This window comes from Kribbella sp. ALI-6-A (assembly GCF_001984195.1).
Classification (GTDB): domain Bacteria; phylum Actinomycetota; class Actinomycetes; order Propionibacteriales; family Kribbellaceae; genus Kribbella.
The window spans coordinates 337,147-359,550 of the sequence record NZ_MTQN01000009.1 but is presented as its reverse complement, the minus strand read 5'-3'; the positions used below and the strand labels follow the sequence as shown (position 1 = coordinate 359,550).

Here is a 22,404-nt window from a genome sequence, read left to right as displayed (position 1 = left end):
CGACGCCCTTCGCCTTCCATGCCCGACAGTGGAGGTTGCTTTGAGTACTCGCACTTTGTTGAAGCGCAGTGGCGCCATGCTGGTGGTCGCTGCTCTGGCGGCCGGTCTCGCACCCGCCGGTTCGGCGCAGGCCGCGCCCGCGCCGTCGTCCGACAGCGCCTCGGCGGCGCCGGCCGATCTGCCGGTCGGCAAGCCCCGGCAGATCGTGAACCGGGTGCAGAACAAGTTGTGTCTGACGTTCGCGGTGACGCCGGACGGGATTCCGACCGCGGTGATGATCAAGTGCAACAAGGGGTCCAAGGGCAAGATCCAGCAGTGGACCTACACCGCGGACCAGCAGTTGATGGTGTCGATGTCGAAGGACGTCGGTGGCGACCTTCCCAACGGCGCCTGCCTGGACACCGCGGCCGATCTGACCACGGTGCAGGACAAGGCCCCGCTGCTGGTGCTGCCGTGCCGTGAAGGCGCGGGGCAGAAGTGGAGCTACAACAAGGACACCGGCACGCTGATCAACAAGGCCAACGGCAAGGCCCTGTCCTCGATGATCGGTGTCGCCAAGCAGGCCATGCCGACCTCCACCGTCGTCCCCAACGGCGGCAAGGACCAGAAGTGGCGCGACGCCGGCATCCCGATGGAGACGCTGATCGGCGCCATCGTGCAGCTGCTGGACGCGCTGCTCGAGGCTCTGGGTCTGGAGATGCCGGACGAGTACGAGACCCGTGGCCTGGAAATGCTGAAGTCGATCGACGGCAAGGTCCAGGTCCCCGACCAGCTCAAGCAGCTCCCGAAGAAGATGGTGGAGATGGCCGGCTGACCTGATCCACCTGTCCCGCGAGACGTGAGCCGGGTGGTTTCACCCGGCTCACCTCGCGAACTGCCCGACCCTGAGCCATCCTCTGCTCAGCTGTGTGCCGATTGCGCGAGATGGAGGCCCCGGTGAGCGTCGGGCCGCCGGGAGCAGCTGAGCCGCAGGGGCCGGAAGCGCCGTACGCGCCTCCGGCCCCTGCATCCATTGGGGGCGGGTCCTTGCCTGCGGCCCCTTTGGCTGTGAGCCCTTGCCTGCGGCCCCTTAGACGAGTTCCGCGGACCGCTCGCGGGCCAGCGTCAGCGCACGGCGGATCTCGCGCGACACCTGGACCTGGCTGAGCCCGACGACCCGGCCGATGTCGGCCTGGCCGCGCTCCTCGACGTACCGCAGGAACAGGATCGTGCGCGACCGCGGATCGAGCTCGGCCAGCACCGACCGAACCAGGTCGGCGGTCTCGATTCGTTCCACCTCGGCGTCGAGATCGGCCGGGCGGTCGCTCAGCTCGGCGAGGGGGAGACCCTCCCGGCAACTGCGCGCCTGCAGCGCTTCCTCGACCTCCTGCTCGGACCGGTCGATCCGGGCCGCGATGCCCGCCGGTGGGTGCTCGCCGCCCATCTTCTGGACGTCGCCGAGCACCTCGTGCAGCCGGCGCGGAATCCGCACCAGCCAGGCGTGGTCGCGGAAATAGCGTTTCAGTTCACCGGTGACGGTCTGCAGCGCGAATGCGAGAAAGGAACTGTCCCGGTCGGCCTGGAAAGTCCGGACGGCTTTCACCAGACCGAGCGCGGCGATCTGGCGCAGCTCGTCGTCGTCGACGCCACGCCCGGAGAATCGCGCGGCCACTTCGAAGGCCAGGCAAAGATTGAGTTCCACGGCGCGCCGTATCGCGTCCTGGCGATCCGGCCGCCCGGGCTGGAGCAGGGCGTGCGTCAGGTCGTCGTGGTGCCGCCGATCGGCTGCGGTGGAAGGAGAAACCCGCAGTGCGGCAGACCCAGTGCGCACGTCCAGCATCCGGCCACTCCGTAGCTCGTCGCGAGCGTGGCCGCATCTCTGGACCATCGTCGTGGTGGCATCGCGGTGCCCCGGAAATAGCGCCCTAAACGGTCGCCGGAGAAACTTTTTCGGACCGATGTGAATAACTGTTGAGCGGTCAGGTAATTTGTTGATGCTGTAGTCGAGATGTGCTGCTTTTGCGCGCCGGAACACCCTAGGATTGCCGGGGTACACCGTCGGTGGGCCGCCTCCCCGCCACCATCGAACGGAGACTCTGATGAATGTTCTGCGCGTGATCGCACCCCTGGCCGTGGCGGCGCTGCTGCCGGCCGGCGCCAGTACGGCCGCCGCGAGCGAGGCCGCTCCGACCTTCAAGAACTATGTCGCCCTCGGCGACTCCTACACCGCCGCCCCCCTGGTCCCGCCACTCGACCTGAGCAATCTCGGCTGCCTGCGCTCCGGCGGAGGTAACTACCCTGCGCTGGCCGCACCGAAGCTGAAGGTGCCGAAGGTGACCGACGTCAGTTGCGGCGGCGCCGACACCACCCATGTGAAGACCGGGCAGGCGACGCCGACCGGCTTCGTGCCGCCGCAGATGAACGCCTTGACCAAGCAGACCGATCTGGTCACCATCGGGCTGGGCGCGAACGACTTCGGGCTGTTCGCCGACCTGCTCGCCGTCTGCCCGAGCCTGCAGAAGTCCGACCCCGACGGCGCACCCTGCAAGAAGCAGTTCTCCGCCGGCGGCAAGGACCAGTTGAAGGAGAACGTCGCCAAGACCAAGACCCGGCTGGTCGAGCTGCTCAAGACGGTCAAGGCCAAGATCGCCCCGAAGGCCACGATCGTGCTGGTCGGCTATCCCCGGATCGCGCCGGCCCAGGGCAACTGTCCCGACCTGCCGCTGGCCAAGGGCGACTACGCCTACCTGAACGCCACCGAGACCGAGCTGAACACCGCGATCCAGGCCGCGGCCAAGCAGGGCGGTGCGAAGTACCTCGACGTCTTCAAGCCCTCCGAAGGCCACGACGTCTGCGCCAAGGACAAGGCGTGGCTGCAGGGGGCGACGCCGGACCTGCTGAAGGCTGCCAGCTACCACCCGCGGGCCGAGGAGCAGACCGCGGTCGCCGACCTCCTGGTGAAGCTGTTGTCCGGAAGCAAGCAGACGATCACCGCGGCCGACCAGTCGGCGTGGAGCCCGACGCTGGCCACGCACCGCGAGCAGGCGGCCAAGACGCTGGCCGATCCGGCCAAGCGCCGCCAGATCGAGAGCCGGCTCGCCAAGGGTGGTTTGTTCTCCCGTCCCTAGCCACGCGCGGCGGCGGCGTTTCCCCGGTCGGCGGGCTGGCAACCGGACTCGCCGTACCGGATTGCCGTCCGAAGGAGGGTTCAGTGGCCGAGAAGATGATCCCGCTGTCGGGTGTTGTGCTCGACACGCCTGATCCGCGCGGGCTGGCGGACTTCTACCGCCGCCTGCTGGGGTGGGAGATCGTGGCCGACGAGGACAACTGGGTGTCGTTGCGCGGGCCCGACGGCAGCAGCAAGGTGTCGTTCCAGCGCGACCCCGACCACCGCCCACCCCGGTGGCCGAGCGAGGCCGGCCAGCAGCAGATGCAGGTCCATCTGGACTTCCAGGTGGACGACCTCGAAGCGGCCCAGCAGCAGGCGGTAGACGCCGGCGCGACGCTGATGGACTGGCAACCGCAGAAGGAGGGCGTACGCGTGCTCGCCGACCCGGCCGGGCACATCTTCTGCCTGTTCCTGCCCGGTTTCTAGGTACGCGGATTGTGCGCGGGTACCGGGCACCTTCCTGAAGGTCTGGTCCCAGCAGGTCTTCGAGCACCCCGGGAGGATCCATGCGTGTTGTCGTGACCGGCGCGAGCGGCAACGTGGGCAGCGCCCTGGTCCGCCGGCTGCGGGCGACCGGGGAGCACGACGTCGTCGGAGTGGCCCGGCGGGTCCCCGTCCGGGCCACCGAGGGGATTCGGTGGATGTCGATCGACCTGTCCCGGCCGGACTGCCGGGACGAGTTGCGTGACGCATTCCTCGGTGCGGATGCCGTCGTGCACCTCGCCTGGGCGTTCCAGCCCTCGCACGACCTCGGGTACCTGGAGGCCGTCGGGGTCGGCGGGACGCAACGAGTCCTCGACGCCTGCACGGCGGCGGGCGTCGGACAGCTCGTCCACATGTCGTCGGTCGGGGCGTACTCGCCCAAGCGCGACGATCAGGCGGTCGACGAGAACTGGCCGGTCGACGGCGTACCGACGTCGTCGTACAGCCGGCACAAGTCCGCGGCGGAGCGAATGCTCGACTCCTACGACGGTACGCCGGTGACGCGGCTGCGCCCGGGGATCGTCGGGCAGCGGTCGATCGGCAGCGCGCTGCTGCGCTACGGGGTGCCGATCCTGCTGCCGGCCAGGACCCTCGCGGCGGTGCCGGTACTGCCGATGCCGGCCGGGCTGACGATCGCGATGGTCCACGCCGACGACCTCGCGGACGCGGTGGTCCGGGCCTTGGAGCAGCGCGCGGTGGGAGCGTTCAACGTGGCCGCGCCGACGACGATCTCCGCCGCGCTGATCGCCGAGGCGCTCGGTGCGCGCTGGGTGAAGGCGCCGGCGCCGTTGGTGCGCGGGGTGATGGCGGCGAGCTGGCAGGCACGCCTGCAGCCGGTGTCGCCCGGCTGGCTCGACCTCGCCTGCTGCGCACCCGCGCTGGACAGTTCCCGAGCCGTGAACGAACTCGGCTGGTTCCCGAAGGTCGACGCGATGAGCGTGCTGCAGGAGATCGTCGACGGGATGCGCGAGGCCGCGGCCGGCGACACCGCCGTACTGCGGCAGCGCACTGTGCGTTCCGAGGTCGCCGAGCTGCTGCGCCACGGCCCGATCAGCCATCGCCGCCGACCGTGATCGCCGACTGAGCAGGAGCGTCATGCGGACTGTTGTCTCAGCCTTCTTCTCCGCGCTGGCCCGCGTGCGGCAGGCACCGGCCGTGCATCCGCGACGGCTGGGATTCACCGGCCAGTTGGTGGTCAGTGGCGTCAACGCGGTGCTGCCGAAGGGCGTCTATCCGGCGACCGTGCAACTGTCCAAGGGCGCCGGTACGCCGGGACGCTGGCCCGACGTCCTCGGCATCGCCCTGCGGCTGGAGCCCGAGCAGACCCCGTGGGACTTCCTGTTCTCGAGCGCGGGACGCGGTCGGCTGAGCCGCTGGATCCCGGTCCCGGCGCCGGACTGGAACGTTGCTCGCTACGGAACGCTCGGCCCGTACGAGGTCGCTGGGCACGACTGGTGGCTGATGTTGACGCCGGAGGGCCGCCGGATCGGCCACGCGTCGGTCGACGCGCTGCACAAGCGGGCGCCGTCGAGGTTCACCGTCTCCATCAGCGGTCCGCGACCGCGGTGGGTGCGGATCGGCGAGCTGGAGTTGTTCTCGCCGTCGACCGAGGTGCTCACCTTCGATCCGGTGCTGAACCACCCCGACCATGCCGTCCCGGGCCCGCCGTGGCTGCGGCAACTGCGCGAACTGGCCTACCAGGGCAGTCGTCAGGGGCGCCGAAATGCCGACTGAGAGAAAGGGAAACCGATGTCTGTACTCGATCGCCTGAAGCGGTGGCGGCAGTCCCACGCACTGAACGAGGACGACGCGCCGGCCGACACCGACGTGGCCATGACGCGCGAGACCGGAGGTGCGGCCGACGGCGGTACGCAGGCCACCACCGGGACCGGCGAGAACCAGACGTTCGTCGGACGGGCCGCCGGGCAGGACGAGGGCTACGCGGGGGAGACCGGCGCGGAGGCCAGGGCCGAGGCGGAGCGGAAGGAGCGGGAGAGCTGAACGCGTGATCGGGGTGGGTGCACAGTGGACAGTGCACCCACCCCGATTGCCGCGGCCGACGACCGGCCGGCCACAGACGATCGGCCGGGGTCTCGGGTCGGCGTGGAACCTTCCGTGTCAGGCCGCGGCGCTCGCCGGCTCGAGGCGGTTCCGCAGCTCGGCGAGGATCCTGGTCAGCAGCCGGGACACCTGCATCTGGCTGATGCCGAGCTCCGTCCCGATGTCGGCCTGCTTCCAGTTCTCGACGAAGCGGAGCTCCAGGATGCGGCGGTCGCGCGGCGACAGCTCGGCGACGACCGGGCCGAGCATGTCGACCGTCTCGAGCTGCTGCAGGTAGGGATCCTCGTCGTCGGCCACCGCGTCACCCAGCACCAGCTCGCCGTCGTCGGTCGGCCGGTCGAGCGAGAGCACGTTGAAGCAGCCCCGCGCGGCCTCGGCCTGCCGCACGTCCTCCAGGGGTGCGCCGAGGCGAACGGCGATCTCCTCGACCGCCGGTTCGCGGCCCAGCTCCTGGGTCAGCAGCGGCAGCACCGCGGCGATCTTGCCCTGGAGCTCCTGGAGGCTGCGCGGGATGCGAACGGTCCAGGTGCAGTCGCGGAAGTAGCGTTTCAGCTCGCCACGGATCGTCGGTACGGCGTACCCGATGAACGGGACGCCGTCGTCGGGGCGGTAGCCGCTGGCGGCCTTCATCAGGCCCAGGCACGCGACCTGCTCGAGGTCGTCGTCCTCGGCGCCGCGGCCGCGGAACCGGCGGGCGATCCCGCGGGCGATCTCGAGGTTCAGCTCGACGGCTCGCTCGAGCAGTTCCTGGCGTTCGGTCTGGTCGGTACTGCGGGCTCTGGCAGCGAGCAGCTCGCGGGTGGCCGCCTCGCGCTGGGCGCGTTCCTCGACGGTGGTGCAGTGGGTGGGGACCGTGCCGGCCCCGGAGTCGGTGAGAGTGAGCATGGTCATGACCTCGCGATGGACAACACATCACGGCGCGGCCGCATCCCTGGACCGCGGTCAGTGCTACGGCGGCAGTCGTACCCACCTGTCAAACGTTTGTGTCAGCGGTGTCCGGCCGCCGCTACCCTTGGTTCTCGATCGGCGGGCTCCCTGTGCCCTGTGTGCACGATCGTAAACACAGCGTGATCGGTGTCACGCCGCCGGAAAGGGGTATCGGTCGGTCCCGACCGGTGCCGAACTCGGAGGTTTTCATGAACGTCGTACCGCAGCTGTCGGCGGTCGCCATCGACTGCGCCGATCCGCTGTCGCTGGGACTGTTCTGGCAGTCGTTGCTCGGCGGCGATCTGCGGCCGCGCAACGACGGGGACACCGAGTTGCACGAGGCAACGGTCCGGCTGGACTTCTGCCGGGTTCCGGACCCGCCGTCGATCCGCAAGAACCGCGTCCACCTGGATCTGAAGGTGCCGGCCGACAACCGCGAGGCGGCGATCGACCGGGCGCTCGAACTCGGCGCGACCAGGGCCGACGACATCTACGACGGCGATTTGTGGGCCTGCTTGCGGGACCCGGAGGGCAACGAGTTCTGCATCGTGTGGGGCGCGGACTGATCGACCGGACTACGAGGTGGCCGACGTGGGTACCGCCGGACCACCAGTCGTTCGACGATGTTCAGGAGTTCGCACATGTCCGACCAGCACCAGCCGGAGGATCCGACCACCCAGCACCCGGGTCCCGAGTCCCAGGGACCGGAGCAGATCCAGCACCCCGGCCGTTCGGGGGAGATGGACCAGCAGCCCGACCATGGCGAGGACAGCTACCGGGGGACCGGCAAGCTGACCGGGAAGCGGGCGGTGATCACCGGGGGCGACTCCGGGATCGGGCGGGCCGTCGCGCTCGCGTTCGCGCGGGAGGGTGCCGACGTGCTCATCTCGTACCTGGAGGCGGAGGAGCCCGACGCGCAGGAGACCCGCAAGCTGATCGAGGCCGAGGGGCGCAAGGCGGTGACCGTCGCCGGGGACATCCAGGAGGAGGCGCACTGCCAGGAGATCATCGACCGGGCGGTGAGCGAGCTCGGCGGTCTCGACATCCTGGTCAACAACGCGGCGTACCAGATGTCGCAGGAGGGGATCGAGGAGATCACCACCGAGCAGTTCGACCGGGTGCTGAAAACCAATCTGTACGCGATGTTCTGGCTCTGCAAGGCCGCGATCCCGCATCTCGGCCCGGGCTCGAGCATCATCAACACCTCGTCGATCCAGGCCTACCAGCCGTCGCCGAACCTGCTCGACTACGCCACCACCAAGGCCGGCATCGTGAACTTCACCAAGGGCCTGGCCCAGCAGCTGGCCTCGAAGGGCATCCGGGTGAACACCGTCGCGCCCGGCCCGATCTGGACTCCGTTGATCCCGGCGACGATGCCGCCGGAGAAGGTGGACGAGTTCGGTGCGCAGACCCCGCTGGGTCGCGCGGGGCAGCCGGCGGAGCTGGCGCCGGCATACGTGTTCCTCGCCTCGCAGGAGTCGAGCTACATCACCGGTGAGCGGATCGGTGTCACCGGCGGACAGCCGCTGCCGTAGGGCTCAGCGCGGGCTGCGCAGGTCGCGGATCGCGAGGGCGGCGAGTCCGGCGACCGCGCAGCCCGCGTCTCAGCGGGGTTCGAAGACGTTGCCCTCCGTCGGTGGGGTCGTGGTTCGGGACAGGCCGAGCCGTTTCATCAGCGGGACGACGAGCGCGTCGTACGCGGCGGGCAGGTAGCGGAAGCCCAGGATCATGACGGGATTGGCCCACCCGACCGACAGCTCCCGGCGGGGGTGGTCGGTGAGCGAGAGGATCGCGGCGGTGACCTTGTCGACGTCGCCGACCGGTGGTGGCGGCTGACCGACCCGGCCGATGTAGTTGCCGGCGTTCTGGTAGACCGGTGTGTCGATGCTTCCCGGCGCCACCAGACTGACGTGCACGCCGGGCGTCGCCCGCACCTCGGCCTGCAACGCCCGTGCCAGGCCGTGCACGGCCCACTTGCTCATCACGTACGCGCTCATGAACGGCGGTGCCATCTTGCCGACGACCGAGCCGACCAGGATCAGGTGACCCTCGCCCTGCTCCTCGAACCGCTGGAGCGCCGCGCGAGCCGCGTGCACCGTCCCGTCGATGTCCACCCGCAGGACACGCTCGAAGACCTCGGGTGGGATCTTGGTGAACTCGCCGTACGCCATCACCGCGGCGCAGTGCAGCAGCACGTCGATCCGGCCGCAGCGCGCGACGGTCAGGTCGACGAGCACCTCGACCTGTTGCCGGTCCGCCACGTCGGTCGGCGCCACGACCGCCTCGCCCCCGCGGTCTCGGCACTCGGCGGCGACCCGGTCCAGGCTCGTCCGCGACCGGCCCGCCAGGACGACGGTGTCGCCGCGCGCCGCGAAGGCCAGCGCGGCGGCCCGGCCGATCCCGCTGGAGGCGCCGGTGATCGTGACGATCACGTCTTGCGACCCTCCGCGATCAGCCGGAGCCGACGCAGGGTCTCGGTGTTCCGCAGACTCAGCACCGGGTCGAGCGCCGCCTGCGGGATCATCGCGGCCGGTCCCTTCACCGCGCGCTCGCGCATCACCAGGTGGCAGCCGTCGTCCTTCGGCGTCGCCTCGAACTCGACCTGACCCTCACCGGTCGGCCAGGCGCGCACCCGGAGCCGCAGCAGCGACAGCGGGACGTACTCCTCGACCGTGGTGGTGTCGTCGATCAGCAGCGGCCAGGTCCCGACCGAGTGGTGGATGCTGGAGCCGGGCTGCGGCCACGCCGGCTCGACGTCCCGGACCCGGGACGCACCGACCACCCAGCCGGCGTACGACCAGCCATCGGTCAGGACGGCGAACACGTCGTCGACGGACGCATTGATCACGCACTCGTTCTCGCTCATGCCCTGCCTGTACCCATCGCGCATGACTCGACCGCTTCGTGGACACCGGGCGGCCATGACAGACGCGATCGTGATCGGCGCCGGGCCGAACGGGCTGGTCGCCGCCAACTTGCTCGCCGACCAGGGCTGGGAGGTGCTGCTGCTCGAGGCGAACGACGAGATCGGCGGCGCGGTCCGCAGCGCCGAGGACGTCGCGCCGGGCTTCGTGCACGACACGTTCAGCTCGTTCTACCCGCTGGCCGCGGTCTCGCCCACGATCCAGGCGCTGGAGCTGGACCGCTGGGGCCTGCAGTGGTCGAACGCGCCGGCCGCGGTCGGGAACCCGATGACCGACGGCGGGTGGGCGATCGTGCACGACGACCCGTTCGACACCGCCGCCGAGCTGGATCGGGTCACGCCGGGTGACGGTGACAGCTGGCTGGAGATGTACGACGACTGGCGGCGGATCCAGCACGGCATGGTCGGCCTGCTGCTCGATCCGTTTCCGCCGGTCCGCTCCGGCGGATCGCTCGCGCTGCACCTGCTGGGCCGGCGCGGGCTGGAACGGATCCGGCTGCTGGCGTCGTCGGTGCGGTCGCTCGGCGACCGGCGGTTCCAGGGCGAGGCCGCGAAGATGCTCTTGGCAACCAACGCGCAGCACGCCGACCTCAGCCCGGAATCGGCCGGTTCGGGATTGATGGGCTGGCTGCTGGTGATGCTCGGACAGCAGTTCGGCTATCCGGTACCTCGCGGCGGCGCCGGGCAACTGAGTCAGGCACTGGCGAATCGGCTGAAGGACCGCGGCGGGGTGATCCGGTGCGGCAACCGTGTCACCGGCATCGAGGTCCGGGGCGGACGGGCCACTGGCGTGTGGACTGCCGGCGGGGAGTTCCTGGCCGCGCGCCGGGCGGTGCTCGCCGACGTCTCGGCCCCCGCCCTGTACGGCGAACTGCTGCCCGCCGACGCGGTCCCCGGGCGGGTGAAACGTGCGATCCGGGGCTTCGAGTGGGATCCGGGCACGGTCAAGGTCGACTGGGCGCTGGACGGCCTGATCCCGTGGCGGGAGAAGCCGGCCAAGTCGCCCGGTACGGTGCACCTCGCCGACTCGGTGGACGCACTCAGCCTCGCCGCGGCGCAGATCGCGGCCGGCCGGGTTCCGGCCGAGCCGTTCTTGCTGATGGGTCAGATGACCACGGCCGATCCGACCCGGTCACCGGCCGGTACGGAGGCCGTCTGGGCCTACACCCACGTCCCGCAACGGATCCGCGGCGACGCGGACTTCAGCGGCGCGTGGACCGCCGACGAGGTGGAGCGCTTCGCCGACCGGATGCAGGACCAGGTCGAACGCGCCGCGCCGGGGTTCGCCAGCCGCATCGTGCGCCGCCGGATCCTGGCGCCGGCCGACCTGGAGGCCCGCGACGCGAACCTCGTCGGCGGCGCGGTCAACGGCGGCACGGCGGCCCTCCACCAGCAACTGGTCTTCCGCCCGATCCCGGGACTCGGCCGGGCGGAGACGCCGGTGAAGGGCCTGTACCTGGCGTCGGCCTCCGCGCATCCCGGCGGGGGAGTGCACGGCGCGTGCGGCTCCAACGCCGCCCGCGCGGCGATCTTCCACGCCCGCCTCACCCGCCGGTAGACGCGCCGCGCACGCCGCTCCGCGCGCCGGCCGGGCTCCTGCGAACGCGCGTAGATCCGCGCCGGCCGGGGCTCCTGCGAACGCGCGTGGATCCGCGCCGGCCGGGGCTCCTGCGAACGCGCCTGGATCCGCGCCGACCCAGGCTCCTACGAACGCGCCTGGATCCGCGCCGACCCAGGCTCCTACGAACGCGCCTGGATCCGCGCCGGCCGGGGCTCCTGCGAACGCGCCTGGACCGCGCCGATCGAGCACGCCCGACCGCGCGGATCAGCCCGGTGCCTTCGCGCCCCGTACTGCGATTGCCGTATCCGGAGCCTGCGCCTGCACGACGACGCGACCGGGGCCGGGCCGAAAGGCTGTGCGCAACGTTCGCCGGAGAAGTGGAGTGTCGCGTCATGGCAGGCATGCTCAGTCGTCTTGGTCGCTGGTGCTTTCGCCGGCGGTGGTTCGTCGTGGCGGTGTGGCTGCTCGCACTCGGTGGGACGGTGCTGCTCGCCGTCGAGTCGGACGGTCCGGTCACCACCCGGGCGACGATGCCGGGGATCGAGTCGCAGCAGGCGTTCGACCTGATCGAGCAGCGCTTTCCCGGCGCCGCCGCGGACGGCGCGTCGGCGACCATCGTGTTCGTTGCTCCCCAGGGTCAGGCGCTGACGTCGGCGCAGAACGCGATAGCTGTCGACGCGGCGCTCGACTCGTTGTCCGACGGTCCTCAGGTGGCGCGGATCGTCCCACCGTCGACCGGAGGCAGCATCAGCGCCGACGGTTCCACCGGCTACGCGTCGGTGTCGTACGGGGTGCCGTCGTCCGAGGTGACCGAGGAGTCGCGGGCCGCGCTGGCCGCCGCGGTGGAGCAGGCCCGTCGGGCCGGGTTGACGGCGGAGATGTCCGGCTCGGCGCTCAAGACCGGTACCAGGATGAGTGCCATGGAGCTCGCCGGAGTCGCGATCGCCGCGGTGGTACTGCTGATGACGTTCGGATCGATGGTCGCGGCCGGTCTGCCGCTTGTCACGGCGATCATCGGGGTGGCTGTCTCGTTCCTCGGAGTCTGGGCGGTGGCCGGCCCGCTGGAGATGGCGATCACCAGCGGCATCCTCGCCCTGATGCTGGGGCTGGCGGTAGGAATCGATTACGCGATGTTCGTCGTCTCCCGTTTCCGGGAAGAGCGCCACAGCCATGACGACGCCGAGCAGGCGGCCGCTCGCGCGGTGGGAACGGCCGGTTCGGCGGTGACCTTCGCCGGGACGACTGTGGTGATCGCGCTCGCCGGCCTGTCGGTGGTGGGCATTCCGTCGCTGGCGAAGATGGGTCTGGCCGCCGCGGGTGCGGTGGTCGTGGCGGTACTGGTGGCGCTGACTCTGGTTCCGGCGTTGCTGGGCTTCGCCCCGGACCGGGTCCTGACGCGAGCGCAACGTCGCGGCGGTGTGCAACCTTCCGCTCGCCGCTCGGTGGCGAGCCCCTGGATGCGGCTGGTTCTGCGCCGTCCGCTCGTGATCACGCTGGCCGGTGTCGCGCTGCTGGCCGCGATCGCCGTTCCGGCCTTGTCACTGCAACTCGGCACGCCCGGGGATGCGTCGCTGCCGGTCACGGAAACCCAGCGACGCGCGTACGACCTCCGTGCGGCAGCGTTCGGCCCGGGATTCAACGGTCCCCTCACGGTGGTGGTCGACGCGCGGGGCGCCGCGGATCCGAAGGCGGCGGTGGCGACCGTGGCAGACGGCATCAGGACGACCAGCGGCGTCGTATCGGTGTCCAAGGCAACCTTCAACCAGGCGGGCGACACGGCGATCCTCACCGCCGTGCCGTCGACCGGCCCGACCGACGAACGCACCGAGAAGCTGGTGGAACAGCTGCGGACCGCGCGAGCGGGCGTGGAGGCTGCCGGACACGTCAGCTACGAGATCACCGGCGTCACCGCGCTGGACATCGACATGGCGCGCAAGACGCAGTCCGCGCTGGTGCCGTACGTGGCGATCGTGATCGGCCTGGCCGTGCTGCTTTTGCTGGTGGTGTTTCGTTCGATCTGGATTCCGGTCAAGGCGGCGCTCGGCTTCCTGCTGTCGCTGTTCGCGGCGCTGGGAGTGATCGTCGCGGTGTTCCAGTGGGGCTGGGCGGCGGATCTGCTCGGCGTCGAGCAGACCGGCCCGGTGATGAGCCTGATGCCGATTCTCCTGGTGGGCATCGTGTTCGGCCTGGCGATGGACTACGAGGTCTTCCTCGTGTCGCGGATGCGCGAGGCCCACGCGCACGGCGAGCCGGCCCGTGACGCGATCGGCACCGGCTTCCGGCAGAGCTCGAAGGTCGTCGTCGCGGCCGCGGTGATCATGATCGCGGTCTTCGGCGGCTTCGCGGCGGCCGACGAACCACTGATCAAGATGATCGGCCTCGGGCTCGCGTGCGCGGTCTTCTTCGATGCCTTCGTGGTCCGCCTGACGCTGGTGCCCGCCCTCCTGCAACTGCTCGGTGAGCGGGCCTGGTGGCTGCCGCGATGGCTCGATCGGGTGCTGCCGCGCGTCGACGTGGAGGGTGAGTCGCTGAGCGAACAGCGGCCGGAGCCGGCGCATGTGCCGAGCGCGCGGTGATCGCCCCGGTAGTGTCGGCCCGATGAACGTGTTGGCCGCGCTGGTCGCGTTCCTCTTCGCCGTACTCGGTGCCAGCCTCAGCACCGAGGGCATCTTCCGGCCTGCCGAGCTGCTTCCCGGTGCGATGCTGAGCCTGGTCGCGAGCGGGGCCCTGTTCGTGTCCGCCCGCTCTCCGCGGGCCGCGACCGTCGTCGCGATCTGCTGCGAGGCGGCCGCCTGCGCGGCCGGCTACCTGCCGACGCCGTTGCTGCTGGCTCCGCTGATCGGATGCCTCTATCGGCTGACGGTGCTCGGTGGCCCCAGGGCGGCCGGCTGGTGGACGGCGATCGCGGTGAGCGCGGTGATCGCGGGCGGAGCGGCGAGCGACGCGAACCCGACGGGAGGTTCGTTGCTGCTGCGGACCGTCGGCGTCGCCCTGTGGCTGCTGCCGGCGGTGTTCGCCGGACGGATGTCCCATACCCAGCGGGCGTACCTTCAACTGGTGCAGGCTCGCGCCGAGGACGCCGAACGCAGCCGGGACGACGAGGTGCGCCGCCGGCTGAGCGAGCAACGCCTGCGCATCGCGCAGGACCTGCACGATGTCGTCGCGCACCACCTCGCCGTCGCGAACGCGCAGGCCGGGACGGCGGCCCACCTGCTGACCAAGCGTCCCGAGCAGGTCGGTGAGCTGCTCACCGGGCTGAGCGGCTCCACGTCGGCCGCACTGCGGGAGCTGAAAGCGACCGTCGGGCTGCTGCGTGATCCCGGCGACGACTCCTCGCCGGGCACCACGCCGGCCCCGGGCCTCGACCAACTCCCGGAGTTGGTCGAAGCGTGCCGGGCAGCCGGAATCGACGTCCACGTGGCCAGCGACGGTACGACGCGGCAGTTACCGCCGCTGGTCGAGCTCACGGCGTTCCGGATCGTCCAAGAGGCCCTGACCAACGTCACGAAACACGCGGTCCATCCGGTCGTGACGATTTCCCTGGCCTATGACGAGGACACGTTCTCCGTCCATGTGGTGAACACCTCTGCCCACCCCGCTCCGGTGGGAGAAGAAGGCTTCGGGCTGATCGGCATGCGCGAACGCGCAGCCGCGGTCGGCGGGTCGGTCCGGGCGGGTCCGGCCGGGCCTGATCGGTACGCGGTCCGTCTCACCATTCCGCTGGCTCCATGGCAGGAAGACCGGCTGACCCGATGATCGACATCCTTCTCGCCGACGATCAGGCGCTGCTGCGCTCGACCTTCCGCATGCTGATCGACTCGTGCGACGACATGACGGTCGTCGCCGAGGCCGCGGACGGCGAGCAAGCGGCCGAGCTGGCCCGGCTGCACCGGCCGGACCTGGTCCTGATGGACATTCGGATGCCGGTCGTCGACGGGCTGGCCGCGACGCGACGCATCTGCTCGACGCCCGAGCTGGCGAGCACCCGCGTGCTGATCCTGACGACGTTCGAGACCGACGAGCACGTGGCCCGCGCGCTCGAGGCAGGGGCGAGCGGGTTTCTCGGCAAGGACGTCACGTCGCAGGGCCTGCTCGCCGGGATCCGGACGGTGGTCGGCGGCGAGGCGCTGCTCTCGCCGACGGCCACCCGCGCGCTCATCGACCGCTTCCTGTCCGCTCCCGGCAGCAGCGGCGAGCTGCCCCACGGCTCGCTGGTGACGCTGACCGACCGGGAGCGCGAGATCACCGCCCTGGCCGCCCACGGCCTGTCGAACCAGGAGATCGCCGAGCGGCTGTTCGTGAGTCCGCTGACGGTCCGCACGCACATTCACCGGGCGATGATGAAGGCGCGAGCCCGCGACCGCGCCCAGCTGGTCGTTTTCGCTTACCAGCAAGGGCTGGTCCGGGTGCGATGAGCGGCGGCCTGCCGGCTAGCGCAACGTCCGGAAAGCGGTCCGGACCTCCTTCGTGAAGATCTCCGGCTGCTCCCACGCCGCGAAGTGGCCGCCCTTGTCGACCTCGTTCCAGTGGATCAGGTTGCCGAAGGTGCGCTCGCCCCAGCTGCGCGGTGCGCGGTAGATCTCGCCCGGGAACACCGTGACCGCCACCGGGAGGTCCGGGATCGCGACGGCGTCGAACGGGCCGCCGCCGGCCTGGTAGCCCTCCCAGTAGGAGCGTGACGACGAGGCGCCGGTGTTCGTCAGCCAGTACAGCGAGATCGCGTCGAGCATCTCGTCGTACGAGAACACCTTCTCGGGCTCGCCGCCGCTGTCGGTCCACTCGGCGATCTTGTCGTAGTAGTACGCCGCCATCGCGACCGGCGAGTCGGCGAGCGCGTAGCCGATGGTCTGCGGGCTCTGGTTCATCATCGCCGCGTAGCCGAAGCCGTCGTGGTAGAAGTGCAGCAGCCGGTCGTACGCGATCTTCTCGCGCGCCGACAGACTCGCGGGGGCCGGGTCGAAGTTGCGCAGGTGGCGCAGGATCTCCGGCGGTACCGTGCCCGGCATGTTGACGTGGATGCCCAGCAGTCCCTGAGGTTTCTGCACCGCGAGCACCTCGGAGATGATCGCGCCCCAGTCGCCGCCTTGGGAGACGTAGCGGGGGTAGCCGAGGCGGAGCATGAGCTGGTGGAAGGCCTTGGCCGTGCGGGCCGGGTTCCAGCCGGTCGAGGTCGGCTTGCCGGAGAAGCCGTAGCCGGGCAGCGTCGGCAGCACCAGGTGGAAGGCGTCCTCGGCGCGGCCGCCGTGCGCCGTCGGGTTGGTCAGCGGGCCGATCACCTTCAGCAGCTCGACGATCGAGCCCGGCCAGCCGTGCGTCATCAGCAGCGGCAGCGCGTCGGCGTGCGGCGAACGGATGTGGGCGAACTGGATGTCCACGCCGTCGATCCGGGTGATGAACTGCGGCAGGTTGTTCAGCCGCGTCTCGAGCTTGCGCCAGTTGTAGTGCCGGCCCCAGTACTCGACCAAGGGGCGGACCTTGGCCAGTTGCGCGCCCTGTGAGCGATCGGCGACGGTCTCCCGATCGGGCCAGCGCGTCATCCGCAGCCGCTGCCGCAGATCGTTGATCTCCCGCTGCGGCACCTTGATGCGGAACCGGTGCACGCCCGGGATCTCCTTGCGGTGGCCGCCGGACGGACTCGCCGCCGCCTGCCCGGGAAGCCCGAGCTGCGTGGCGACCACGGCGCCGGCCGCCAGTCCGAGAAACCCGCGACGATCTGTGCCGAAGTGGCCGTTGTTCTCGCTCGTACCCATCAAAGCTCCTTGTCTCAGTCCTGCGTGACAGCACGCCTCACGAGGGTGTGGCTTTCTGGTTCGGACCCACGGTCGCGTGCCGGCCGCTCGCTTCGCGCCCGGGACAGTCCCTGGCCTCGCCGTCGGTCGGTACTCGGGCCACGGGCCCAACGCCGGGCCAGGCAACGGGACCAGGGACATCCCCGGGTGCGACCGGCAACCAACTCGGCGACCGTGAGTCGCAAGACCCTCGAGCTGTTCGTGAAGGAGCGTCATCGATGGACAACAGCAAGCCGCCCAGCCGATCCGAACCCGGCCGTCGCGGATTCCTCAGGCTCGCGGCCGGGACCGTCGCCGCCACCCACCTGAGCCTGCTCGGCACCGAGGCCGCGCAGGCCGCCGGAGCAAAGGCTCCCCGCACGGGGTTCGGTCCGGTGCGACAGATCAAAGCCGGCGTGCTGAACGTGGGCTACGTGGAGACCGGTCCGGCCGACGGCCGTCCGGTGATCCTGATGCACGGCTTCCCGTACGACATCCACAGCTACGTCGAGGTCGCGCCGTTGCTGGCCGCCGAGGGCTACCGGGTGATCGTCCCGTACTTCCGTGGCTACGGGACGACGAGGTTCCTGTCCGACCGCACCCGGCGCGACGTCGACCAGGCCGCGTTCGCGCTCGACATCCTCGCGCTGATGGACGCGCTGAAGATCCGTAAGGCGATCCTGGCCGGCTACGACTGGGGGTCGCGCACCGCCGACATCATCGCCGCGCTCTGGCCGCGGCGGTGCGAGGCCCTGGTCTCGGTGACCGGGTACCTGATCACCAACCTGGCCGCGAACAGGAAGCCGCTGCCGCCCAAGGCGGAGAACGCCTGGTGGTACCAGTACTACTTCACCACCGAGCGGGGCGTGCTCGGTCTGACCGAGAACCGCTACGAGTTCGGCGACTTCGTCTGGCGGTTCAACTCGCCGACCTGGGACTACTCCACCGCGACGTACGACCGCACCGCGGCGGCGTTCGAGAACCCGGACTTCGTACCGATTGTCATTGGCAACTACCGCTGGCGGCTCGGCCTGGCCCCGGCGGAGCACCTGTACACCGCCATCGAGCGCCGGTTGCAGGCCGGGCCGACGATCGGCGTCCCGACCGTCACCATCGACGGCAGGTACGACCCGTTCACGCCGGCCGGCCACGGGTCGGCGTACCGGGCCAAGTTCACCGGCAAGTACGACCATCGGGTGCTCGACGTCGGCCACAACGTGCCGCAGGAGGACCCGCGGGGCTTCGCCCAGGCCGTGGTCGACGCCGATCACCTCTGACGCGGTGACGTCAGAGATCCTGTCGCAGCTGCCCGATGGCCGTGCCGAGGTCGGTCTCGATGCCGTCGGGCTGCTGCAGCCCCTTGCCGAGCAGGAGCTTGACGAACGGCCGGTGCTCGGGGCGGCCGGCGGTGGCGAAGTACGCGCTCAGTCCGGGCGCGAACTCCTCGTCGGCGGGCAGCGTGGCGACGTCGACCAGCTTCTTGATCCCGCTGACCGCCACCTTGTCGAAGGCCGCGATCCGGCGGGCGAACGCGTCGGTGAACTGCTCGATGTCGGCGTCCGGGACGAGCCGGTTCACGTACCCGTACGCCGCGGCCAGCTCGGCCGGTACGTCGTCACCGCCGAGCAGGATCTCCAGCGCGCGACCGCGACCGACCAGGCGTCCCAGCCGGGCCATCGGGCCACCGCCGGGCACCGCGCCGACACCGACCTCGAACTGGCCCAGCACCGCCTGCTCGGAGGCGAACCGGATGTCGGTGGCGAGCACGAACTCGCTGCCCGCGCCGCGGGTCCGGCCGCGGATCTCCGAGATCGTGGCCACCGGCAACCGGCTGAGCCGGACGAAGTTGTCCAGGTACGGGTGCAGTCCGGTGGGCCCGGGCTGCATCGCCGCCACCCGGGAGTTGTCGGCCAGGAAGTCCCAGTGGGCCATGAAGTAGCCCGGCGTCTCGCTGCGGAAGACGACCACCGTGAGATCCGGGTCGTTCTCGATCCGCCCGACGAGCTCACCGAGCTGGTCGACGGTGTCCGGGTCCATCAGGTTCACCGGACCGTTGCCGAACGTCACCCGCCAGTACGACGGGGACACCTCGCTGACGTCGAATTGTGCTGCGCTCATCGCCTTGCTGCTCCCGTCCTGCACTCGGCCGAGTACACGCTCCGAGCCTCGCGCGAACGGACGCGAGGTCGCGCCAGGGAAACCCCCTGGGCACTGCCTGCCAGGGGAGCTCACCGGCGCGAGCACCCGCCGGGCCGACCGATGCTGGGCGTACCGAAGTCGGGTGGACCGAAGCTTGAGGAGGCCGGCATGGAGTTCCTGGTCACGATGACCACTCGGGTACCGGAGGGCGTGTCGCCGCAGGAGGTCGACGACGTCCGGGCCCGCGAGGCCGCGCACACGCGTGAGCTGGCCGCCGAAGGACGGGTGCTCCGCCTGTGGCGGCCGCCGCTGAAGCCGGGGGAGTGGCGCACGATCGGGCTCTTCGCCGCCGACGACGCCGAAGAACTGGAGCGGACGCTCGCCTCGATGCCGTTGCGGATCTGGCGGACCGACGAGGTGCTCGTGCTCAGCCCGCACCCCAACGACCCTGCGGCACGGTGACGACTGCCACCGTGCCGCCGGCCTCGGTCAGCCGAGGTAGTCGCGCCAGGGGCCGGTGATGGCGAAGGTGATGCCGGGCGACTGCAGGTTGACGTACAGCACCTTGCCGTCGGGGGAGAACGCCGGGCCGGTGAACTCCGACTCGTTGAGCATGTTGCGGGCGATCGCGTACGTCGGGCCGCCCGGCGTGGAGCTGAGCACGTGGCTGCTGGCGTTGCCGTCCTCGGCGAGCACGAGCGAGCCCCACGGCGTGACGGTCACGTTGTCCGGGCTGTCGAAGTTGTAGTCGTCGTACCGGGCGGTGCTGCCCTGGTCGGCGGCCGGGTTGTGCGGGAAGTACGTGACCAGCTGGATGGTCCTGGCCTTGTAGTTGTAGAACCAGACCATCCCGTCGTGCGGAACGGCGTCGGCCGGCAGGTCGGCGGTGCCCGACTCGGCGTAGGAGTTGACCACGTACACGCCCTCGTCGGTGCCGTAGACGCCCTCGAACTTCTTGCCGCGGGTGACCTGGCCGTCGGTGAACTGCTTGCGGCACGAGACCGACACCGCGTCGCGATCCGGCACCGGAACCCAGGCGACCCGGAACGGGCGCAGCAGCTGGGCCGACGTCAGGTAGGCGACGTCCGGGATCGGCTTGCCGTCGCCACCGAGGATCGCCATCGCCTCGAGCGTGCCGAAGCCGGCGTCGGCGAGGTCCTGCCAGCTCTTCGGGCCGAGCTTGTAGCCGCGCGGCGCGCTCCACCGGTAGAACAGGCCGTTGGGGCCGGACGCGTCCTCGGACAGGTAGATGTGAGTGCGGTCCTGGTCGACCGCGAGGGCCTCGTGGGCGTAGCGGCCGAGTGCCTTGAGCGGGACCGGGTGAGCGGTCTTACCGTCGGCCCAGACCTCGAAGACATAGCCGTGGTCCTTCAGGCGGGTGGTGCCGTTGGCCTTGTTCTCGGTCTCCTCACACGTCATCCAGGTGCCCCACGGCGTGTGGCCGCCGGCGCAGTTGGTGAGCGTGCCGGAGATGCCGACCCACTCGCCGCGGTTGCGGCCGTCGCGGTCCACGGAGATGACGGTGCAGCCGCCCGCGGCGCCGACGCCTTCGTCGTACACGGTGCCCTTGATCTGCGGTACGCCGAGCGCGTTGTTGCTGCCGATCTCGTGGTTGAGGATCAGCGTGTGGTTCCGGCCGTCGCCGAAGACGGCCATGCCGTCGTGCGATCCCGGCGTCGGCTGACCGGTCGTCAGCTTGGTCTCACCGGCCTTGGTGACGATCGTGTACTTGAAGCCCGGCGGCAACGCGAGCAGACCCTTGGGGTCGTCCATCAGCGGCGGGAACGGGCGGTGCGTGGGGAACGGCGAACGCCGCGGGGCGGGGGTCGCCTCGGCCAGCGACGGCACGGCGCCGACGGTGACGAGTCCGACGCCGGCGGCGCCGGCGGCACCCGCGGCACCGCGAAGAACGGAACGACGATCGAGAGACATGGGTACTCCTTGGAGCGTGGATCAGCAGGGTGCGCGCAGGCTCCCCGAGTCGGCCGTCGTCGCCCGTCGATCCTCCAGTGCTCCGACGACGCCGCGGCGAACGCAGCCTGAACAAACCGCACCGAACCCACGGCGGGGTCCGGTGCGGTTCGTTCGCACGTGGTCAGCGGGTGGTCAGCTGGTGGTGCGGAAGGGACCGGTGATCTCGTAGGTGATGCCGCCGCTGCTCGAGCCGCTGGTGCCGCGCTGGGAGGAGAAGTAGAGGCGGTTGCCGGCCGGGTTGAAGGCGACCCCGCACAGTTCGGAGCCGGACTGGCCGGTGACGCGGAGGAAGGGGGCGACGACGTCGGCGGGCGTGATGACGCAGATCTCCATGTTGCCGCCGTCCTCGGCGACGTACAGGTCGCCGGCGGAGGTGCCGGTGATGTTGTCGACGCCGGTCAGCGGCGGGTTGGGGGTGAGGTTGTCGTCGTAGGCGATGGCGATCGTGTTGTTCACCGCGTTGTAGGCCCAGACGCGGTTGTCGCCCTTGGTGGTGAAGAAACAGGTGCCGTTGCGGTAGTAGCAGCCTTCGCCGCCGTTGAACGTCTTCATGCCGGAGACCTGCCTGCGGGTGCGGGTCGGGCTGCCGTCGGGGTCGGGCACGGTGACCCAGGACAGCGCGCCGCCGGACTCCCGCAGGACCTGGAGGGTGCCGGCCGACAGGTCGCCCCACGTGGTCGGGCGGAAGCGGTAGAACCCGCCGTCGGGGGTGTCCTCGGTGAGGTAGATGACGCGCCGGTCCGGATCGACCGCGGCGGCCTCGTGGGAGAAGCGGCCCATCGCCGGACGACGGACCGCCGCCTTCGTGCCGAACGGGTCGGTCTCCCAGACGTAGCCGAGGTCGGTCTCCTCGCACGACAACCAGGTACCCCACGGGGTCGCGCCGCCGGAGCAGTTCTGCGTCGTACCGGACAGGATGCGGTACGCGCCGGTGACCGTCCCGCTGCTGTTGAACCGCAGCGCGCCGGCCCCACCGTTGCCGCTGCCCACCTCGGAGTTGGACACGTAGATCCAGCCGGTGCCGTCGGCGAAGCACGCGCCGCCGTCCGGCGCGTTGTGCCAGGTGTAGCTGGTGCCGCTGACGACGCGGGTGGACCTGGCCAGCACCCGGCTGGTGAAGCCCTGCGGCAACATGATCCCGTTGGCGTCGGCGGCCCGCAGGCCGCCGTACGGGCTGGGGCCGGTCTGGGCGGGGAACGCGAGCGCCTGCGGCGTCACGCTGAACCCGAAGGCGACCGAGGCCGACGAACCGATCACTGCCGCACGAAGAAAACTCCGACGATCCACGACTGACTCCTCACAGTGACAAGGGCGGAGCTGTCAGTGAACCGGCCGGACATGAACCCTGCCCGGCCTCCCGGCGAGGATCAGATGACGCGGCCACGGCCGCCGCGTTTTGAGCGGATCCGGCGGGGAACCT

At 70.5% G+C, this 22,404-nt stretch carries 22 protein-coding genes; 14 read left to right on the top strand and 8 right to left on the bottom strand.

The features are described from left to right. Positions 1–40 precede the first annotated feature (40 nt). Entirely contained in the window at positions 41–814 is a 774-nt protein-coding gene (locus tag BWI15_RS10735) for an RICIN domain-containing protein (protein ID WP_077014193.1), read from the top strand. A gap of 255 nt (positions 815–1,069) precedes the next feature. Here the strand turns inward: BWI15_RS10735 and BWI15_RS10730 are convergent, their stop codons facing one another. Beyond that, a complete protein-coding gene (locus tag BWI15_RS10730; RefSeq protein ID WP_143465479.1) occupies positions 1,070–2,014 on the bottom strand; it encodes a sigma-70 family RNA polymerase sigma factor in 945 nt (314 codons plus the stop codon). A 64-nt stretch (positions 2,015–2,078) separates the two neighbouring features. Between BWI15_RS10730 and BWI15_RS10725 the strand changes: the two genes are divergently transcribed. The 5 genes from BWI15_RS10725 to BWI15_RS10705 all read left to right on the top strand — a co-directional run bounded on the left by BWI15_RS10725 (position 2,079) and on the right by BWI15_RS10705 (position 5,632). Then, positions 2,079–3,107, top strand: coding sequence for an SGNH/GDSL hydrolase family protein (locus tag BWI15_RS10725; protein WP_077014191.1), 1,029 nt, complete (start codon positions 2,079–2,081; stop codon positions 3,105–3,107). Between the two features lie 83 nt (positions 3,108–3,190). Beyond that, positions 3,191–3,574 (top strand): VOC family protein, encoded by a 384-nt coding sequence (locus tag BWI15_RS10720; protein WP_237771219.1) that lies wholly within the window; start codon positions 3,191–3,193, stop codon positions 3,572–3,574. Positions 3,575–3,654: 80 nt separating this feature from the next. Continuing rightward, positions 3,655–4,704, top strand: coding sequence for an NAD-dependent epimerase/dehydratase family protein (locus tag BWI15_RS10715; protein ID WP_077014190.1), 1,050 nt, complete (start codon positions 3,655–3,657; stop codon positions 4,702–4,704). Positions 4,705–4,726: 22 nt separating this feature from the next. Beyond that, entirely contained in the window at positions 4,727–5,365 is a 639-nt protein-coding gene (locus tag BWI15_RS10710) for a hypothetical protein (protein WP_077014189.1), read from the top strand. 15 nt (positions 5,366–5,380) lie between these two features. Further along, positions 5,381–5,632 carry a hypothetical protein gene (locus BWI15_RS10705; protein WP_077014188.1) on the top strand — a complete coding sequence of 84 codons (252 nt, stop codon included), beginning with the start codon at positions 5,381–5,383 and terminating at the stop codon, positions 5,630–5,632. 117 nt (positions 5,633–5,749) lie between these two features. Here BWI15_RS10705 and BWI15_RS10700 read toward each other — a convergent pair whose 3' ends face one another. Beyond that, positions 5,750–6,577, bottom strand: coding sequence for a sigma-70 family RNA polymerase sigma factor (locus tag BWI15_RS10700; protein WP_077014812.1), 828 nt, complete (start codon positions 6,575–6,577; stop codon positions 5,750–5,752). 251 nt (positions 6,578–6,828) lie between these two features. On the opposite strand from BWI15_RS10700, the gene BWI15_RS10695 reads away from it, so the two are divergent. Both BWI15_RS10695 and BWI15_RS10690 read left to right on the top strand, forming a co-directional pair. After that, entirely contained in the window at positions 6,829–7,185 is a 357-nt protein-coding gene (locus BWI15_RS10695; protein ID WP_077014811.1) for a VOC family protein, read from the top strand. Positions 7,186–7,260: 75 nt separating this feature from the next. After that, a complete protein-coding gene (locus BWI15_RS10690) occupies positions 7,261–8,154 on the top strand; it encodes an SDR family oxidoreductase (RefSeq protein WP_077014187.1) in 894 nt (297 codons plus the stop codon). Positions 8,155–8,223: 69 nt separating this feature from the next. Here BWI15_RS10690 and BWI15_RS10685 read toward each other — a convergent pair whose 3' ends face one another. Together BWI15_RS10685 and BWI15_RS10680 are read right to left on the bottom strand one after the other, a co-directional pair. After that, on the bottom strand, positions 8,224–9,051 hold the full coding sequence (locus BWI15_RS10685; protein ID WP_077014186.1) for an SDR family NAD(P)-dependent oxidoreductase: 828 nt from the start codon (positions 9,049–9,051) through the stop codon (positions 8,224–8,226). Beyond that, a complete protein-coding gene (locus tag BWI15_RS10680) occupies positions 9,048–9,485 on the bottom strand; it encodes an SRPBCC family protein (protein WP_077014185.1) in 438 nt (145 codons plus the stop codon). Before BWI15_RS10680 ends, BWI15_RS10685 begins: the two co-directional genes overlap by 4 nt. Before the next feature lie 55 nt (positions 9,486–9,540). On the opposite strand from BWI15_RS10680, the gene BWI15_RS10675 reads away from it, so the two are divergent. The 4 genes from BWI15_RS10675 (at position 9,541) to BWI15_RS10660 (ending at position 15,518) form a co-directional block, all read left to right on the top strand. Further along, positions 9,541–11,100, top strand: a complete 1,560-nt coding sequence (locus tag BWI15_RS10675) for a phytoene desaturase family protein (RefSeq protein ID WP_077014184.1) — start codon at positions 9,541–9,543, stop codon at positions 11,098–11,100. Between the two features lie 395 nt (positions 11,101–11,495). Continuing rightward, a complete protein-coding gene (locus tag BWI15_RS10670; RefSeq protein ID WP_077014183.1) occupies positions 11,496–13,679 on the top strand; it encodes an MMPL family transporter in 2,184 nt (727 codons plus the stop codon). 22 nt (positions 13,680–13,701) lie between these two features. Next, positions 13,702–14,859 (top strand): sensor histidine kinase, encoded by a 1,158-nt coding sequence (locus BWI15_RS10665; protein ID WP_077014182.1) that lies wholly within the window; start codon positions 13,702–13,704, stop codon positions 14,857–14,859. After that, complete coding sequence (locus BWI15_RS10660; RefSeq protein WP_077014181.1) at positions 14,856–15,518, top strand: response regulator transcription factor; 663 nt, start codon at positions 14,856–14,858, stop codon at positions 15,516–15,518. The genes BWI15_RS10665 and BWI15_RS10660 overlap by 4 nt, the downstream gene beginning before the upstream one ends. Positions 15,519–15,533: 15 nt before the next feature. Here BWI15_RS10660 and BWI15_RS10655 read toward each other — a convergent pair whose 3' ends face one another. Further along, on the bottom strand, positions 15,534–16,853 hold the full coding sequence (locus BWI15_RS10655) for an epoxide hydrolase family protein (protein WP_077014180.1): 1,320 nt from the start codon (positions 16,851–16,853) through the stop codon (positions 15,534–15,536). Between the two features lie 257 nt (positions 16,854–17,110). Here BWI15_RS10655 and BWI15_RS10650 point away from each other — a divergent pair, with 257 nt between their 5' ends. Then, on the top strand, positions 17,111–18,148 hold the full coding sequence (locus BWI15_RS10650; protein ID WP_077014179.1) for an alpha/beta fold hydrolase: 1,038 nt from the start codon (positions 17,111–17,113) through the stop codon (positions 18,146–18,148). A gap of 10 nt (positions 18,149–18,158) precedes the next feature. On the opposite strand, the gene BWI15_RS10645 is transcribed toward BWI15_RS10650, so the two are convergent. Further along, the gene (locus tag BWI15_RS10645; protein ID WP_077014178.1) at positions 18,159–18,989 is read right to left on the bottom strand and encodes an enoyl-CoA hydratase/isomerase family protein; all 831 of its coding nucleotides are present in this window, start codon (positions 18,987–18,989) and stop codon (positions 18,159–18,161) included. Positions 18,990–19,178: 189 nt separating this feature from the next. On the opposite strand from BWI15_RS10645, the gene BWI15_RS10640 reads away from it, so the two are divergent. After that, positions 19,179–19,472, top strand: coding sequence for a muconolactone Delta-isomerase family protein (locus BWI15_RS10640; protein WP_077014810.1), 294 nt, complete (start codon positions 19,179–19,181; stop codon positions 19,470–19,472). A gap of 27 nt (positions 19,473–19,499) precedes the next feature. On the opposite strand, the gene BWI15_RS10635 is transcribed toward BWI15_RS10640, so the two are convergent. Together BWI15_RS10635 and BWI15_RS10630 are read right to left on the bottom strand one after the other, a co-directional pair. Further along, positions 19,500–20,942, bottom strand: coding sequence for an alkaline phosphatase PhoX (locus tag BWI15_RS10635; protein ID WP_077014177.1), 1,443 nt, complete (start codon positions 20,940–20,942; stop codon positions 19,500–19,502). A 174-nt stretch (positions 20,943–21,116) separates the two neighbouring features. Next, on the bottom strand, positions 21,117–22,271 hold the full coding sequence (locus BWI15_RS10630) for an alkaline phosphatase PhoX (protein WP_077014176.1): 1,155 nt from the start codon (positions 22,269–22,271) through the stop codon (positions 21,117–21,119). Positions 22,272–22,404: the final 133 nt, after the last annotated feature.